The following is a 16,074-nucleotide window of genomic DNA, read 5'->3' on the forward strand; positions in this document are numbered from 1 at the left end:
ACAACCTACGATCCGGTCCCCCGCCATGACTGACCATACCCTGCGCCTTTCCGGCCTCGAGCCCTTCAACGTGACCGAAGGCACGCTGTTCATCAACGTGGGCGAGCGCACCAACGTGACCGGCTCGAAGGCCTTCGCGCGGATGATCCTCAACGGCCAGTTCGACGAGGCGCTCGCGGTCGCGCGCCAGCAGGTCGAGAACGGCGCGCAGGTCATCGACGTCAACATGGACGAGGCCATGCTCGACTCGAAGGCGGCGATGGTGCGCTTCATGAACCTGATCGCCTCCGAGCCCGACATCGCGCGCGTGCCGGTCATGATCGACTCGTCGAAGTGGGATGTGATCGAGGCGGGCCTGCAGTGCGTGCAGGGCAAGGCCATCGTCAACTCGATCTCGCTCAAGGAGGGCAAGGACGCGTTCGTCCATCACGCGAAGCTGATTCGCCGCTACGGCGCGGCCAGCGTGGTGATGGCCTTCGACGAGCAGGGCCAGGCCGACACCTTCGAGCGCAAGACCACGATCTGCCAGCGCTCCTACGACATCCTCGTGAACGAAGTGGGCTTCGCGCCCGAGGACATCATCTTCGACCCGAACATCTTCGCGGTCGCGACGGGCATCGAGGAGCACAACAACTACGCCGTGGACTTCATCGAGGCCACGCGCTGGATCAAGCAGCACCTGCCCTACGCGAAGGTGAGCGGCGGCGTGTCGAACGTGTCGTTCTCGTTCCGCGGCAACGACCCGGTGCGCGAGGCGATCCACACCGTGTTCCTCTACCACGCCATCCAGGCGGGCATGGACATGGGCATCGTGAACGCGGGCCAGCTCGGCGTGTATGCCGAGCTCGACCCCGAACTGCGCGAGCGCGTGGAGGACGTGGTGCTCAACCGCCGCCCCGACGCGACCGACCGCCTGCTCGAAATCGCCGACAAGTTCAAGACCGGCGCCGCGAAGAAGGAAGAGAACCTCGAATGGCGCAACCAGGACGTCGAAAAGCGTCTTGCCCATGCGCTCGTGCACGGCATCACGAACTTCATCGTCGAGGACACCGAAGAAGCGCGCGTGAAGATCATGGGCGGCGGCGGCCGCCCGATCAACGTGATCGAAGGCCCGCTCATGGACGGCATGAACGTCGTCGGCGACCTGTTCGGCCAGGGCAAGATGTTCCTGCCGCAGGTGGTGAAGTCGGCGCGCGTGATGAAGCAGGCCGTGGCGCACCTCATTCCGTTCATCGAGGAAGAAAAGCGCAGGCTCGCCGAAGCGGGCGGCGACGTGCGCGCGAAGGGCAAGATCGTCATCGCGACCGTGAAGGGCGACGTGCACGACATCGGCAAGAACATCGTGTCGGTGGTGCTCCAGTGCAACAACTTCGAAGTGGTCAACATGGGCGTGATGGTCCCGTGCAACGAGATTCTCGCGAAGGCGAAGATCGAGGGCGCGGACATCGTGGGCCTTTCGGGACTCATTACGCCGTCGCTCGAAGAGATGGCTTACGTCGCGAGCGAAATGCAGCGCGACGACTACTTCCGCGTGAAGAAGATTCCGCTGCTGATCGGCGGCGCCACGACCTCGCGCGTGCACACGGCCGTGAAGATCGCGCCGCACTACGAAGGACCGGTCGTGTACGTGCCCGATGCGTCGCGCTCGGTTTCCGTGGCGTCGAGCCTGCTTTCGGACGAAGGCGCGGCGAAGTACATCGACGAACTCAAGGGTGACTACGAGCGCATCCGCGACCAGCACGCGAACAGGAAGGCGACGCCCCTCGTCACGCTCGCCGAGGCGCGCGCCAACAAGACGAAGATCGACTGGGCGAATTTCAGGCCCGCGAAACCGAAGTTCATCGGCCGCCGCGTGTTCAGGAACTTCGATCTCAACGAGCTCGCGAACTACATCGACTGGGGTCCGTTCTTTCAGACGTGGGATCTCGCCGGCCCGTATCCGCAGATTCTCAACGACGAAATCGTGGGCGAATCGGCGCGCAAGGTGTTCTCCGACGCGAAGTCGATGCTCGCGCGGCTGATCCAGGGCCGCTGGCTCACGGCGAACGGCGTGATCGCACTCTTGCCCGCGAACACCGTGAACGACGACGACATCGAGATCTACACCGACGAATCGCGCAGCGAAATCGCGCTCACGTGGCGCAACCTGCGCCAGCAGTCGGTGCGCCCCGTGGTGGACGGCGTGATGCGCCCGAACCGGTCGCTGGCCGACTTCATCGCGCCGAAGGACTCGGGCGTGGCCGACTACATCGGCATGTTCGCGGTCACGGCCGGCATCGGCGTGGACGTGAAGGAGGCGCAGTTCGAGAAGGACCACGACGACTACAGCGCGATCATGCTCAAGGCGCTCGCCGACCGCTTCGCAGAAGCGTTCGCCGAGGCGATGCACGCGCGCGTGCGCCGCGACCTGTGGGGCTACGCGGCCGACGAGACGCTCGGCAACGACGCGCTGATCGCCGAGAAGTACGTGGGCATCCGTCCGGCGCCGGGCTATCCGGCGTGCCCCGATCACCTCGTGAAGCGCGACATGTTCGAGTACCTGCAGGCGGACGAGATCGGCATGAGCGTGACGGAATCGCTGGCCATGCTGCCGGCCGCGAGCGTTTCGGGCTTCTACCTCGCGCATCCGGACAGCACGTACTTCTCGGTGGGCAAGATCGGCCAGGACCAGCTCGCCGACTACGCGCGCCGGATGGCGCTCTCCGAAGAGGATGCCCGCCGCGCGCTCGCGCCGCAGCTCTAAACGTGCTCGAGGCCGCGCACGCTGAACGCGTGCGCGCGCCAGCCGCGCTTTCTTCCCGCAGGCCCCCTGTTGTCGCCGGCCGACATATGGCGTCCAGCAAGGTGAAGATTACGCGCGCGCAATTTTTCGGCTTTGTAAGATGGCTCCGCAAGACCCGCATGACACTGGCCACACGCGGCGACACCCAGGCTGCGCCGCCGCGCGGGCTCGATCATCAGCAAATCCTTAAAAGCAACTCGACGGAGAAAATCGTATGAAAAAGCTGATGTTGATGTTGACCGCCTTCGGCGTCGCCGCGCTCGCGCAGCCGTCGTTCGCCCAGCCGGCCGCACCGCAGCAGGCGAGCCCGGTATCGTCGTACTCGTCCCCCACCGAGCAACACGTGAAGAAGCCGAAGAAAAAGAAGGTGAAGAAGTCGGCTGCGTCGGCGGCCGAGCCGGCGGCCGCCAGCGAATGAGGTGAGCCGGGCGCGAGCCGCGCTGCTCAAAAGCAAAGAGCCCGCACATGCGGGCTCTTTGCTTAAGGAATGTCGAACCGGTTGGTATCATGGGCTTGCCGGTGCGCCAATTGGCCGCAGCACAGCAACGCCTCCCACCGGGGCGATTCGCCGCCGAAGGGACCTCAAATGCCCCATACGATGTCGTTCTGTTCCTTCTTCGCGGCACGCAGCATATCGAGGAAAGGAAACGCGCGTTGTGCGAGACCGACCGGCAGTTCGTGGTGATCGCGGCCTTCCTCGCCTTCATGGAAGTGACCTTCGTGCTCGGAGCGCTCTTTTTTGTCCGTGGCGATAGCCGCTTCAAGCTTGGTGATGGCGGCGTCGAGTTCGTCGTGAGTAATCACGCCGCGCGGGCCGAGCCGCTTGCCGATGATGCCGAGCAGGTACTGTGCGAGATTTTCGAGCATCGTGACGTCGGGCGACGCATGACATTTAAAAGTAACCAGCATGTCTGTTCCCTTTATGATTTTTCGGATCTGCGCTTGAGGCTCCGGCCTGCGAAGCCAGGCGGGCCAAGGCGGCCCATGTCGCGCGACCTCATTTCACATATTAGCACCTGCTAAAATCCGTCAGGACGGAATTACCCGCAGGGCGCGGCGCCCGGGCGTCCCCCCACGCCGCCTGCCGCAACGAGGCCGCCCGCATCGGGCGGTCCGCCGCGATGAGCGCGCCCTCACCCGTATTCGGCGGCAAGCGCCGGCAAGCCAGGGCCCGGACAAGCCCCGCAGCCAGCCGGCCCCGCATCCCATTACCCGCACAGGACCTGCAACCAGCATGCTGCCCGCACAGAAACACACCCTGGAGACCCTGCTCGCGCAAGCTGTCGCCCAGGTGGCGAAGACCACCGAAGGCGCGAGCGAAGCCGCATTCGTCGTGCCCGCGATCGCGCTCGAGCGCCCGAAAGTCGCGGCTCACGGCGACGTCGCCTGCAACGTCGCGATGCAGCTCGCCAAGCCCATGCGCGCGAACCCGCGCCAGCTCGCGCAGCAGATCGTCGACGCCGCGCTCGCGCACCCCGAGGCCGCAGGCCTCGTCGAAGCGGCCGAAGTGGCCGGCCCGGGCTTCATCAATATTCGACTTTCCGCGAACGCCAAGCGCGCCGTGATCGGCGCCGTGTTCGAGCAGGGCGAGGCATTCGGCCGCTCGGCGCGCGAAGCCGGCAAGCGCGTGCTCGTGGAATTCGTCTCGGCGAATCCCACGGGGCCGCTGCACGTGGGCCACGGCCGCCAGGCCGCCCTCGGCGACGCCATCTCGAACGTCCTCGCCTCGCAGGGGTACGACGTGCACCGCGAGTTCTACTACAACGACGCGGGCGTGCAGATCCACAACCTCGCCGTCTCCACCCAGGCGCGCGCGCGCGGCTTCAAGCCCGGCGACGCCGAATGGCCCGAGGCCGCGTACAACGGCGAGTACATCGCCGACATCGCCCGCGACTATCTCGCGGGCGCGACGGTGGCGGCCAAGGACGGCGAGCCCGTGAAGGGCGCGCAGGACCCGGAGAACCTGGAGGCGATCCGCCGCTTCGCCGTGGCCTATCTGCGCCACGAGCAGGATCTCGACTTGCAGGCGTTCGGCGTGAAGTTCGACCGTTATTACCTCGAATCGTCGCTGTACACGGAAGGGCGCGTGGAGAAGACCGTCGAGGCGCTCGTCGCCTCGGGCGAGACCTACGAGCAGGACGGCGCGCTGTGGCTCAGGACCACCGACTACGGCGACGACAAGGACCGCGTGATGCGCAAGTCCGACGGCACCTACACTTACTTCCTGCCCGACGTCGCCTACCACGTCACCAAGTGGGAACGCGGTTTCACGAAGGTCATCAACGTGCAGGGCTCCGACCACCACGGCACCATCGCGCGCGTGCGCGCGGGCCTGCAGGCGCTCGGCATCGGCATTCCGAAGGGCTATCCCGACTACGTGCTGCACAAGATGGTCACCGTAATGCGCGACGGTCAGGAAGTGAAGATCTCCAAGCGCGCGGGCAGCTACGTGACGGTGCGCGACCTGATCGAATGGTCGGGCGGCGCGAACCCCGGCAATGAAGTCTCGCCCGATCTGCTCGACGAGGCCACCATCCGCCGCGGCCGCGACGCCGTGCGCTTTTTCCTCATCTCGCGCAAGGCCGACACCGAATTCGTGTTCGACATCGACCTCGCGCTGAAGGAAAACGACGAAAACCCGGTGTACTACGTGCAGTACGCGCACGCGCGCATCTCGTCGATCCTCGGCGACTGGCAAGGCAAGTTCGGCGGCAACCTGGCCGCGCTGCCCAAGGTCGATCTCGCGCCGCTTTCGAGCGAGCGCGCGCTCGCGCTCATCGCGAAGCTCGGCGAATTCCCCGACATGCTCACGCATGCGGCGAGCGAGCTGGCGCCGCACGCCGTAGCGTTCTACCTGCGCGAACTCGCCGCTGAGTTTCACTCGTTCTACAATGCCGAACGCGTTCTCGTCGACGACGCCGCCGAGCGCGACGCCCGCGTCGCCCTGCTCGCGGCCACGCGCCAGGTGCTCGCCAACGGGCTGGCCGTGATCGGCGTGTCCGCGCCCGAGCGCATGTAACGAGCCACACGAGGCACGCGCGCAGCGCACGAAGCAACATGTTTGGGGCCGCCGCCACGCGCGGACGGCCATTCCGGATTCTCTTGTTTGCAGGTGATTCAGACGATGGCAAAACCGCGCCGCACTACAAAACAGCAGTCGAAGCAGTCCGGGGGAACCTTTCTCGGCATCGTGCTGGGCCTGATCGTCGGCCTTGCGATCGCGGTGGTGGTGGCGCTCTACATCACGCGCGCGCCCACGCCGTTCGTCTCGAAGGTCGCGCCGCCGGCCGCTTCCGACGTCGGCCAGAACAACGAGCAGGTCGACCCGAACCGCGTGCTGCAGGGCAAGTCGCCGGGCCAGCCGGTGCCGCAGGCCGCGCAAAGCACGCCGCCGAACACGGCGCCGGGCCAGACCACGAACCAGTCGCAATCCTCGGGCATGCTCGAAGAACCGCAGATCGTGGAAGTGCCGCCTTCGGGCTCGAACAACAATGCCGCAAATAGCGGCAACGGCAACGGCGTGGCCGTCGCTCCGCAACCGTCGACGGGCGACACCGTCACGGGCGGCACGGCCATCGCGAAAAAGCCGCAGTCAACCAGCAATCCGGCGCAGATCCTCGCGAACAACCAGCCGCAGAAGCCCGCCAACGCCGTGCCCACGCCGCCGGCCGCGAAGCCCGCGCCGGGCAACGCCGCGCCCGCGCCGGGCGACGCCAACACCGGCTACTTCCTGCAGGTGGGCGCGTACAAGACCTCGTCCGACGCTGAGCAGCAGCGCGCGCGCCTCGCGTTCCAGGGGTTCGAATCGAAGGTGACGCAGCGCGACGCCGGCGGCGTCACGTACTATCGAGTCCGCATCGGTCCGTTCACGAAGTTCGACGACATGAACTCGACGCGTCAGCGCCTGTCCGACGCCGGTATCGATACGGCCGTCATCCGTTTCACGAAGCAGTAATCGCCGTCCGCGCCGCGCACACCGCGCCCCGCCCGCCGAAGCCGCCGCTGCCAGGCGACTTTGCGTGAGGCCGGGCCGGAACACGCGGCGCGAGCCCATCAATACGCAATATGCAGCACCCGCGCGCGCCAGGCTCCGGCCAGCGCCGGCAACGCGCCACGATGCGCGCCGCGTGCTCGCAGTGCGGCAAACAACCGGCCGCGGCCGGCCCAGGAACTGTGGATTCCAACGCCATGAAACGACTTCTCAGTACGCTTTTGCTCTCGCTCTCACTGATCGCCGGCGTGGCCCACGCCTCGGCCGCCGCGCCCGTGGCCGGCAAGGACTACACGGTCCTGAAGACGCCGCAGGCGCTAGACGTGCCCGCGGGCAAGATCGAAGTGATCGAGTTCTTCTGGTACGGCTGCCCGCACTGCAACGCGTTCGACCCGTACCTCGAAGCGTGGGTCAAGAAGCAGGGCCCGGACGTCGTGTTCAGGCGCGTGCCCGTGGCCTTCCGCGACGATTTCATCCCGCACTCGAAGATGTACTACGCGCTCGACGCACTGGGCCTCGCGCAGAAGCTCACGCCGGTCGTCTTCCACGAAATCCACGTGAACAAGAACTATCTGCTCACGCCGGAAGATCAGACGAAGTTCCTCGCAAGCCAAGGCGTCGATCCGAAGAAGTACATGGAAGCGTACAACTCGTTCTCGACGCAGAGCGCGTTGCAGCGTGACAAGGCCCTGCTCGACGCCTACAAGATCGACGGCGTGCCGACCATCGCCATCCAGGGCAAGTACGAAACCGGCCCGGCCATGGTCCAGGGCCCCGAGAACACGGCGCTGCCGGGCACGACCCAGGTGATGGACTTCATCATCTCGCAGATCCGCGCGAAGAAAATGTAATGTCCGACGCGAAGCGCAATGCCATGCGAGGCGCGCCGCTGAAGGTCTTCGTCACCGGCGCGTCGAGCGGCATCGGCGCCGCGCTCGCCGCCGAGTACGCGCGGCGCGGCGCTGTCCTCGGGCTCGTCGCGCGCCGCGGCGAGGCCCTCGCCGCCTTCCGGCAGTCCCATCCCGACAGCGCCATCTCCATCTACCCGGCCGACGTGCGCGACGCCGATGCGCTGGCCGCCGCCGCGCGCGATTTCATCGCGCAGCATGGCCTGCCCGACATCGTGATCGCCAACGCGGGCGTGAGCCGCGGCGTGCTCACGGGCGAAGGCGACCTCGCCACGTTCCGCGACGTGATGGACACCAACTACTTCGGCATGGTCGCCACCTTCGAGCCGTTCGCCTCGGCGATGGCGCAGGCGCGGCACGGCACGCTCGTGGGCATCGCGAGCGTGGCCGGCGTGCGCGGACTGCCGGGCTCGGGCGCGTACAGCGCCTCGAAGGCCGCCGCGCTCGCCTATCTCGAAGCGCTGCGCGTGGAGATGCGCGCGTTCAGCGTGCCCGTGGTCACCATCGCGCCGGGCTACATCCGCACGCCGATGACGGCGAAGAACCCCTACCGCATGCCCTTCCTGATGAACGCCGACCGCTTCGCCGCGAAGGCGGCCGACGCCATTGCGCGCGGCACGTCGTTTGCGGTATTCCCCTGGCCGATGCGCGTGGCCGCCGCGCTGCTGCGCGCGCTGCCGCGCTGGGTCTACGACCGCGTGTTCGAGAAGGCGCCGCGCAAGCCACGCACGGCGAGCCGCTGAGGCGGCCGAGGGTTGCGCGCCGGCCGTCTCCGAGCCTGCGCGCGGCGCCCGCATGCCATATGGGTATGTGGATTAAGTTGTTGTCTCGGCAATTTCCCTTCGATAAGCTTGGCTCGTCCGGGCGCCCTTCCTGGCCTTCCCGCCTCTCCCGAATCGAACAAAACGGGGCGCCGCCCGCCACCGAAGAACCACGGAGATTCCATGCGCTTCACCTCGCCCACCGCGCCCGCCCTCGTGCTCGCCACCGCACTTGGCGCCGCGTGCGCATTCGCGGCCACGCCCGCGCTCGCGAAACCGCTGACGGTCTGCACCGAGTCGAGCCCCGACGGCTTCGACGTCGTGCAGTTCAACTCGCTCGTCACGACCAACGCGTCCGCCGACGTCATCTTCAATTCGCTCGTGGCCTACGACGAAGCGCAAAAGAAAGTCGTGCCCGCGCTCGCGGACAAATGGGAGGTAAGCGCCGACGGCCTCGCGTACACGTTCCATCTGCGGCGCAACGTGCCGTTCCAGACGACCGGGTGGTTCAAGCCCACGCGCACGCTCACCGCCGACGACGTGGTCTTCACGTTCGAGCGCATGCTCGACGCGAACAACCCGTGGCACAAGGTGGCGGGGCCGGGCGGCTTTCCGCACGCGCAGTCGATGGGTCTCGTGAAGCTCGTGAAGTCGGTGACGAAGGTCGATCCGGACACGGTGAAGTTCGAGCTCAACGAGCCGAACGCCACCTTCCTGTCGATCCTCACGATGGGCTTCGCGTCCATCTACTCGTCCGAATACGCCGACCAGTTGCTCAAGGCCGGCAAACAGGTCGACCTCAACGCGAAGCCGGTGGGCACGGGCCCGTTCGTGCTGAAGAGCTACACGAAGGACGCGCTGATCCGCTACGACGCGAACCCCACCTACTGGGGGCCGAAGCCGGAGGCGGACCGCCTGATCTACGCGATCACGCCCGACGCGGCCGTGCGCGCGCAGAAGGTGAAGGCCGGCGAATGCCAGATCGCGCTTTCGCCGAAGCCCCAGGACGTAGCCGCCGCGAAAGAGGACAAGTCGCTCAAGGTCGTGGAAACGCCCGCGTTCATGACGGCGTTCGTCGCGCTCAACACGCAGAAGAAGCCGCTCGACAACCAGAAGGTACGCCAGGCGCTGAACATGGCGTTCGACCGCACGACCTACCTCAAGGCGATTTTCGACAACACGGCGACGCCCGCGACGAACCCCTGGCCGCCCATCACCTGGGGCTACGACAAGTCGATCCAGCCGTATCCGTATGACCCGGCGAAGGCAAAGCAACTGCTCGCCGACGCGGGCTACGCCAACGGCTTTTCGACGACGATCTGGGTGCGCCCGAACGGCAGCGTGCTCAATCCGAACCCGCGCGCGGGCGCCGAGTTGCTGCAGGCCGACTTCGCGAAGATCGGCGTGAAGGCCGAGATCAAGGTGGTCGAATGGGGCGAACTCATCAAGGAAGCGAAGCAGGGCCAGCACGACACGCTCTTCATGGGCTGGGCCGGCGACAACGGCGACCCCGACAACTACCTCTCGCCGCTCTTCAGCTGCAACGCGGTGCAGTCGGGCATCAACTTCGCGCGCTTTTGCGCCCCGCAGCTCGACAAGCTGATCGCCGACGGCAAGGCCACCGCCGATCAGGCGAAGCGCGTGAAGCTCTATGAAGCCGCGCAGAAGATCATCCACGACGAGGCGCTGTGGATTCCGCTCGGCTACCCGACCGCGGCCGCGATCACGCGCGCGAACGTGAGCGGTTATCAGGTGAGCCCGTTCGGACGCCAGAACTTCGCGAGCGTCGCTGTGCAGTAACGGCATGCCGGGCGTTCGCGCCCGGCATGCATCGATTACAGATCTCCCGCCGACCATCTCGATTTGCAACACGGCGCCCCGCCCCAGGCGCGCTCGAAGCCCGCCCCACGCGGGCCAGCGCCATTCCGATACATTACTGCCGGTAAGATTCGCGAGCAGATTGTTGCAGTCTGGTAACTCAAGCGGGCGAGCGCTTCGCTACATTGAAGCCATCCATTCCTCAACACCGAAGGGGGCTCAAATGAAAACCAAACTCTTTGCCGCGCTGGGTGCCGGAGCGCTCGTCCTCGCCGCCTCGCAAACCGCCATGGCCGGCGTGGCCGTCGGCCTGAATATCGGCGTGCCCGCTCCGGTGTACGTTGCACCCGCACCGGTCTATGTCGCGCCGCGCCCCGTGTATGTGGCGCCGCCCGTGCGCGTGGCCTACGCGCCGGCCGTGGTGATCGGCTGGCACGGCGACCGCTACTGGGACGGCCACCGCTGGTATGGCCGCCGCGAGTGGTACGGCCACCGCGGCTGGTACTAAGCCCGCGCACGCCGGAACGGCTCCGGCTTGATGCCCGAAAAAGCAAAGCGCCTCGCAGTTCGCGAGGCGCTTTTTCCTGCGCGATCGTGTCGTCGCGCTACTTGCGGTCGGTAACGATCTGGTCGAACGTCCCGCCATCGGCGAAATGCGCAGCCTGCGCCTTCTGCCAGCTGCCGAACACCTGCTCGACCGTGAAGGTCTTGATCGGCTTGAATTCGTTCGCGTGCTTCGCAAGCACGCCCGCATCGCGCGGACGCAGATGGTGCTCCGCGATGATTTCCTGCGCGGCGGGCGAATACAGATAGTCGAGATACGCCTGCGCGACCTTGCGCGTGCCGCGCTTGTCCACGACCTTGTCGACGATGGTCACGGGCGGCTCCGCCAGCAGGCTCACCGACGGATAAACGGCTTCGAAGTCCTTCGCGCCCACACCTGTGTCGATGAGCGCCACTTCGTTCTCGAAGGTCACGAGCACGTCGCCGATACCGCGTTGCGTGAACGTCGTCGTCGCGCCCCGGCCGCCCGCGTCGAGCACCGGCACGTTCTTGAGCAGCGCGCGCTCGAAGTCGAGCGCCTGCGCGTCGCTCGCGCCCTGCTGCTTGCGGTAGCCCCAGGCGGCCAGGTACGCGTAGCGGCCGTTGCCCGAAGTCTTCGGATTGGCGATCACGACCTGCACGCCCGGCTTCGCCAGATCGTCCCAGTCCTTGATGTGCTTCGGATTGCCCTTGCGCACGAGGAACACCATCGTCGTGGTGTAGGGCGCGCTCGCATCGGGCAGACGCGTGCGCCAGTTCGCGGGCACGAGATGACCTTGCTGCGCGAGCAGGTCGATGTCGTTGGGCTGGTTCATCGTCACGACGTCGGCCTGCAGGCCTTGCAGCACCGAAAGCGCCTGTGCGCTCGACGCGCCGTGCGACTGCCTGATCGACACGGTCTCGCCGCTCTTCTTCTGATAGTCCGCGATGAAGCTCGCGTTGATGTCCTTGTACAGTTCGCGCGTCACGTCGTACGAGACGTTGAGCAGCGAGGTCTCGGCGTGCGCCGCCGCCGCGCTCAATGCGATGATGCCCGCGCCGAGCCAGCGCGCCGTGCGTCCCAAACCTGCCATGGTGGTCCCCGTCTGTCGTTGAAAGGCGTCGGCCTGCTTGCATGACTTTCGTAAGCAAGCCGAACGCACGATTCTAGCGAGCCGGGGCACGCTGCTTATACCGATGCGAGCTTTGCTTTTCGGCTTTCGTGCTAAGCGCGTTTCCTCACGCCATGACGTGCGCGCCGCCGTCGATGTACACCGTATTGCCGCTCATGCGGCGCGCGTAGCGCGTGGCCAGATAGGCGGTCGCATAGCCCACGTCCATGATGTCGACGAGCTCGCCGAGCGGCGCGCGATCCACGGACTCGGCGAGCATGCGGTCGAAGTCGGGCAGGCCCGAGGCCGCGCGTGTCTTGAGCGGTCCCGGCGAGATGGCGTGCACGCGGATGCCGAGCGGCCCGAGCTCGTAGGCGAGGTAACGGCACGACGCTTCGAGCGCCGCCTTCACCGGGCCCATCAGGCTGTAATTGGGCACGACGCGGTTCGCGCCGTCGTAGCTCATCGCGAAGAGCGTGCCGCCGCGCGGCATGAGCGGCGCGGCGCGCTTCGCCATGCGAATGAACGAGTGGCACGACACGTCCATCGCATGCGCGAAGCCCTGCGCCGACGATTCGAGCAGGCCGCCCTGCAGATCTTCCTTCGGCGCATGAGCGATGGAATGGAGCACGATGTCGAGCGCGCCCCAGGTTTCGCGCACGGCGTCGAACACGGCATCGAGCTGCGCGTCGTCTTCCACGTTCAGCGGCAGCAGCAACTGCGCGCCCAGCTCGCCGGCCAGCGGTTCGACGTAGGGCCTGGCCTTGTCGTTGAGATAGGTGAGCGCGATCTGCGCGCCGAGATCGGCGAACGCGCGCGCGCAGCCGTAAGCGATCGATTCGGCGTTCGCCACGCCGGTCACGAGCGCGCGCATGCCGGCAAGCGGCTGGTCGGGAGGGGTAGGCATGGCTGACCTCGCAGGTAATGGCGGCCGTTCATGGCCGCGAATGCGGTTGCCGATCATTTTGCGGCTAGCGGGTGCTCGATACAGAAAAGCGCGGAGGGAACCTCCGCGCTCTACGTGCTGCGTGCGCACTGCATGGGCTGCGCGCGCCCTTCGTGCTTACTCCCCCGCGCTGCGCGTCGCGCGCCGGCGCGCGGCCGTCGTGCCCGCCGCGCGCGTGGACGTGGGCGTGGACGCAGCGCGCGAGCGGCGCGCGGCCGTTTTTGCGGCGGCTGGCGCCTTCTTCGCATCGACAGGTTCGGCAGCCTTCGTCTTCGCTCCCGCGCGCGCCGCGCGCAGGGGCCGGGCAGGCGCAGCGGGTTCGCTCGCGGTATCGGCCTTCGCGCCGGCGGCCTTGACCGGAGCCGCGGCGGCTTCGGGCTCCGCCGCCTGTGCCGCCGCCTTGACGCCGTGCGCGGCCACACCGCCGTCGCCTGCGATGCTGCCGCCTGCGCCCGCACCGCCAGCCGAAGGCTCACCCTCCGACGACGGACCGCTATCGAGCGTCGGCGGCCCCGACTTCTCGCTGCCCGGCTCGATGCCCAGCGCGCGCTGGACATCGCGATAGCGCTCGCGACGCTCGCCTTCGAGCGGCCCCGACACGGTCACGATGCGGTAGACGGCCGCGAGCAGCGCCCGGCGTGTCTTCATGTCCGGCACGATTTCGGGCAAGACCTCGATCGCGGCCTGCGGATCGAGCTGCACGACCGCGCCCTGGCGGCGCGCCGCCTCCTTCAGCTCGGCAATGCTCGGTTGGCCATCGCCGAGATATTCGCGCGCAAGCTCGCGCATGCGCTGGAACGGCCGGTACTCCACCGTATGCATTTCGTCGACGATGTACGCGGCAATGCGCATGAACGCGTCGACGAGCGAGCCCTTCATGAGATGCGCGCGCGCCGCGCGCAACCGGTATTGCGCAAGTTCCTTGCGCAGCGCCATGAGCGGCGGCGCGATCGGATCGAGCGGCTGGTTGGGCGTCACGCCCACCAGGGCCTGCACCCACGGCGCACCGTAGATGCTGTAGAACGTGCTCTCGATCCAGGCGTCGCGCGCGTCGCGGTACGCGTCCCACGAGGCCTCGATGCTCGCCGACGCCTGCTTTTCGACCTGCGCGAACGGATTGTCGGGCGCGACCGGCTTGCGGTGCTCGCGCACCGCCTCGGCCATGGCGGGCAGCACGCCCAACGTCGGGTTCGCGTCGCTCATCACGCTGCGCTCCACGCGCGACGGATGCGCCTCGCGCAGCACGTGCGCGCTGAGCGCATTCGTCGACGCGCGCACGAACGGCGAGACGAACAGGTCATACAGCCGCTGGTTGTTCTCCGCGAAACGGCGCACCACTTCGAAGGGCTGCTCGTCGGCGCGGCCGTCGTCGAGCGCGAGGATATCGTCGATGGTGCGGCGCTCGAAGCGGATCTCGTAGCGCCCTTCGAGCGCTTCGAGGCGACCCGCTTCCGGCGTCGAGTCGGTGATCTTCGCCTCGTAGAGGCCAGGCGGCAGCACGTCGATCAGATCGAGCGCCGAAAACAGTTCGGTGTGCTCCTTATTCGCCACGCTCGCCGACACGAAGATTCCGAGGTGCCCGACCTTGTCATGCAGGCAGTACACGATCACCTGCTCGTTCGCGACGATCTCGTCGACGCTCGCGTAAAGATCGGGAATCCAGTTGAGCGCCTGCTGCGGCGGCGTGATGTTGTCGCCCCAGGAGGCGAGCACGATGATCGGCGTGCGGATGTTGCGCAGGTCCATCGGCGCGCGCGCGTTCTTCGGGTACACCTCGTTGCGCGTAAGGTGATTGCCGACGAAGAGGTTCTGCACGATCCAGTCGATTTCGGCGCGATTTAGCTGGAAATGGCCGCCCCACCAGCGCTCGAATTCGAGAAAGCGCTCGCGCTCCGTATCGACCTTCGAGTAGAGGTTGTAGAGCTTGCCCCAGTACGTGTTGGCCGGGTTGAGGTACTCGAAGTTCTGCACGAGATAAGCGCCGTCGAAACGGCCGTCGCCGAGGTCGGCGGCGAGCGAGGACATCCACGTGCCGCCCAGCATGCCGCCCGAATAGCGCATGGGGTTCTTGCCGCGCACGCCGGCCCAGTACGAAAGCGGCGAGCCCGCGAGCATGAGCGGGCCGACGAGGGCGGGCGCGGAGGCCGCGAGCAGCGCCGCGGCCCAGCCGCCCTGGCAGTTGCCGATGATGAACGGCAGGCCGTCCGAGTCGGGGTGCAGTTCGCGCACGCGTTGCACGAACACGGCCTCGGCCTGCGCGACGGACTGGATGGTCTGCGTTTCGCAGGGCACCGGGAAGAAGGTCACGAAATAGCACGGGTGCCCCTTGCGCAGCGCGATGCCCACCTCGCTGTCCATCTTGAACCCGGCGATGCCGGGGCCGTGGCCCGCGCGCGGATCGATCACGACGAAGGGGCGCATGCGCGGATCGGTCGGCGCGCCGGCCTCGGGCTTGATGCGCAGGAGCGCGTAGTTGCACGGGTCGTCGAGCTCGCGGCCGTCGACGATCACTTCGTAGTCGAACGCGAGCACCGGCGGCATGCCGGCCTGCTCGTGCACGTACGTCTGGTTGCCGCGCTCGCGCAGCACGTCGAGGAACAGCACGCTGCGCTGCCAGGCGTCGTGGAGGTAGTCGTAGAGCGGCTGCGCGACCGTCGTCGCGAGCGGCGCGGATTCGATCGCCTGGTTCACCGCCTGGTTCACCGCCGAAGACACCGACGAGGCCGCCGTGGCAAGCGGTGCGGCGTGCGATGACGCCTCGTCGGACGAGGCCGCGAAAGGCCAGAACGGCGCAAAAGGCCAGAAAGACGCGCCCTGCGGGAGCGTGGGCAGGAACGACAAAGGCGACGCAAGCGACGTGGACGTCGGCGAGGATGTGGAAACTGCCACGAGACCAATCTCCTTAAAGGGGAGCGCACACCCGCCTCGCGGCAAGCATGCGCCAGGCCGGCGCGGACCGCGGCGGGCGCACGCTCTCGCGACGACGAACATGCGCGGGAGCCGACACCGCCCGCGACCGCCTCATGCGGGCGGAGCCTCAGCAACGGGGCCGGCAAATAAGGTTCGCGGCCGCCAGCGCGCTTCCTGCGCCTCGCGGCCGCGACGTGAAAAGAGCCAGATCATGCTGCACTGCGGCATCTAAAAAGTTAGGCCGATGCCCCGCGAAAGTCAAGGCTCGCCATGGTTCCAGAGGCTTGGCCCATGATCGCAACGCCCTGTGAACGAAGCGTGACA

At 67.0% G+C, this 16,074-nt stretch carries 13 protein-coding genes; 9 read left to right on the forward strand and 4 right to left on the reverse strand.

Annotated features, from left to right (window positions below; translation table 11 throughout):
* Positions 1 to 10: 10 nt before the first annotated feature.
* From metH to BLU17_RS02095, 3 genes are read left to right on the forward strand one after another with little or no spacing between them, the layout of a single operon-like run.
* Positions 11 to 2,743 carry a methionine synthase gene (gene metH / locus BLU17_RS02090; protein WP_281247787.1) on the forward strand — a complete coding sequence of 911 codons (2,733 nt, stop codon included), beginning with the start codon at positions 11 to 13 and terminating at the stop codon, positions 2,741 to 2,743.
* A gap of 2 nt (positions 2,744 to 2,745) precedes the next feature.
* Entirely contained in the window at positions 2,746 to 3,000 is a 255-nt protein-coding gene (locus tag BLU17_RS32160) for a hypothetical protein (protein ID WP_143189158.1), read from the forward strand.
* Entirely contained in the window at positions 2,997 to 3,200 is a 204-nt protein-coding gene (locus BLU17_RS02095; protein ID WP_091993744.1) for an acid-shock protein, read from the forward strand. Before BLU17_RS32160 ends, BLU17_RS02095 begins: the two co-directional genes overlap by 4 nt.
* 164 nt (positions 3,201 to 3,364) lie before the next feature.
* Here the strand turns inward: BLU17_RS02095 and BLU17_RS02100 are convergent, their stop codons facing one another.
* Complete coding sequence (locus BLU17_RS02100; protein ID WP_091993746.1) at positions 3,365 to 3,691, reverse strand: DUF1840 domain-containing protein; 327 nt, start codon at positions 3,689 to 3,691, stop codon at positions 3,365 to 3,367.
* 325 nt (positions 3,692 to 4,016) lie between these two features.
* Between BLU17_RS02100 and argS the strand changes: the two genes are divergently transcribed.
* The 6 genes from argS to BLU17_RS02130 all read left to right on the forward strand — a co-directional run bounded on the left by argS (position 4,017) and on the right by BLU17_RS02130 (position 10,768).
* Positions 4,017 to 5,801, forward strand: a complete 1,785-nt coding sequence (argS, locus tag BLU17_RS02105) for an arginine--tRNA ligase (protein WP_091993748.1) — start codon at positions 4,017 to 4,019, stop codon at positions 5,799 to 5,801.
* Between the two features lie 87 nt (positions 5,802 to 5,888).
* A complete protein-coding gene (locus tag BLU17_RS02110) occupies positions 5,889 to 6,737 on the forward strand; it encodes an SPOR domain-containing protein (protein WP_091993751.1) in 849 nt (282 codons plus the stop codon).
* 233 nt (positions 6,738 to 6,970) lie between these two features.
* The gene (locus BLU17_RS02115) at positions 6,971 to 7,624 is read left to right on the forward strand and encodes a thiol:disulfide interchange protein DsbA/DsbL (RefSeq protein ID WP_091993754.1); all 654 of its coding nucleotides are present in this window, start codon (positions 6,971 to 6,973) and stop codon (positions 7,622 to 7,624) included.
* Positions 7,625 to 7,647: 23 nt separating this feature from the next.
* A complete protein-coding gene (locus BLU17_RS02120; RefSeq protein WP_091994192.1) occupies positions 7,648 to 8,424 on the forward strand; it encodes an SDR family oxidoreductase in 777 nt (258 codons plus the stop codon).
* Between the two features lie 201 nt (positions 8,425 to 8,625).
* Positions 8,626 to 10,242 (forward strand): ABC transporter substrate-binding protein, encoded by a 1,617-nt coding sequence (locus BLU17_RS02125; protein ID WP_091993757.1) that lies wholly within the window; start codon positions 8,626 to 8,628, stop codon positions 10,240 to 10,242.
* A 241-nt stretch (positions 10,243 to 10,483) separates the two neighbouring features.
* A complete protein-coding gene (locus BLU17_RS02130; RefSeq protein ID WP_091993759.1) occupies positions 10,484 to 10,768 on the forward strand; it encodes a PXPV repeat protein in 285 nt (94 codons plus the stop codon).
* Positions 10,769 to 10,865: 97 nt separating this feature from the next.
* Here BLU17_RS02130 and BLU17_RS02135 read toward each other — a convergent pair whose 3' ends face one another.
* The 3 genes from BLU17_RS02135 to BLU17_RS02145 all read right to left on the reverse strand — a co-directional run bounded on the left by BLU17_RS02135 (position 10,866) and on the right by BLU17_RS02145 (position 15,729).
* Positions 10,866 to 11,876 (reverse strand): sulfate ABC transporter substrate-binding protein, encoded by a 1,011-nt coding sequence (locus BLU17_RS02135; RefSeq protein WP_091993762.1) that lies wholly within the window; start codon positions 11,874 to 11,876, stop codon positions 10,866 to 10,868.
* Between the two features lie 145 nt (positions 11,877 to 12,021).
* Complete coding sequence (gene fabI / locus BLU17_RS02140) at positions 12,022 to 12,801, reverse strand: enoyl-ACP reductase FabI (protein ID WP_091993765.1); 780 nt, start codon at positions 12,799 to 12,801, stop codon at positions 12,022 to 12,024.
* Positions 12,802 to 12,957: 156 nt separating this feature from the next.
* Positions 12,958 to 15,729, reverse strand: a complete 2,772-nt coding sequence (locus BLU17_RS02145) for a DUF3141 domain-containing protein (protein ID WP_342713794.1) — start codon at positions 15,727 to 15,729, stop codon at positions 12,958 to 12,960.
* Positions 15,730 to 16,074 lie beyond the last annotated feature (345 nt).

The organism is Paraburkholderia lycopersici (assembly GCF_900096975.1).
In the GTDB taxonomy this organism is placed as follows: domain Bacteria; phylum Pseudomonadota; class Gammaproteobacteria; order Burkholderiales; family Burkholderiaceae; genus Paraburkholderia; species Paraburkholderia lycopersici.

Excerpts from the sequence above, each read along its gene's own strand:
- BLU17_RS02095 (WP_091993744.1), top strand. The coding sequence starts at position 2,997 with ATGAAAAAGCTGATGTTGATGTTGACCGCCTTCGGCGTCGCCGCGCTC.
- BLU17_RS02100 (WP_091993746.1), bottom strand. The coding sequence starts at position 3,691 with ATGCTGGTTACTTTTAAATGTCATGCGTCGCCCGACGTCACGATGCTC.
- argS (WP_091993748.1), top strand. The coding sequence starts at position 4,017 with ATGCTGCCCGCACAGAAACACACCCTGGAGACCCTGCTCGCGCAAGCT.
- BLU17_RS02115 (WP_091993754.1), top strand. The coding sequence starts at position 6,971 with ATGAAACGACTTCTCAGTACGCTTTTGCTCTCGCTCTCACTGATCGCC.
- BLU17_RS02120 (WP_091994192.1), top strand. The coding sequence starts at position 7,648 with ATGCGAGGCGCGCCGCTGAAGGTCTTCGTCACCGGCGCGTCGAGCGGC.
- BLU17_RS02125 (WP_091993757.1), top strand. The coding sequence starts at position 8,626 with ATGCGCTTCACCTCGCCCACCGCGCCCGCCCTCGTGCTCGCCACCGCA.
- BLU17_RS02130 (WP_091993759.1), top strand. The coding sequence starts at position 10,484 with ATGAAAACCAAACTCTTTGCCGCGCTGGGTGCCGGAGCGCTCGTCCTC.
- BLU17_RS02135 (WP_091993762.1), bottom strand. The coding sequence starts at position 11,876 with ATGGCAGGTTTGGGACGCACGGCGCGCTGGCTCGGCGCGGGCATCATC.
- fabI (WP_091993765.1), bottom strand. The coding sequence starts at position 12,801 with ATGCCTACCCCTCCCGACCAGCCGCTTGCCGGCATGCGCGCGCTCGTG.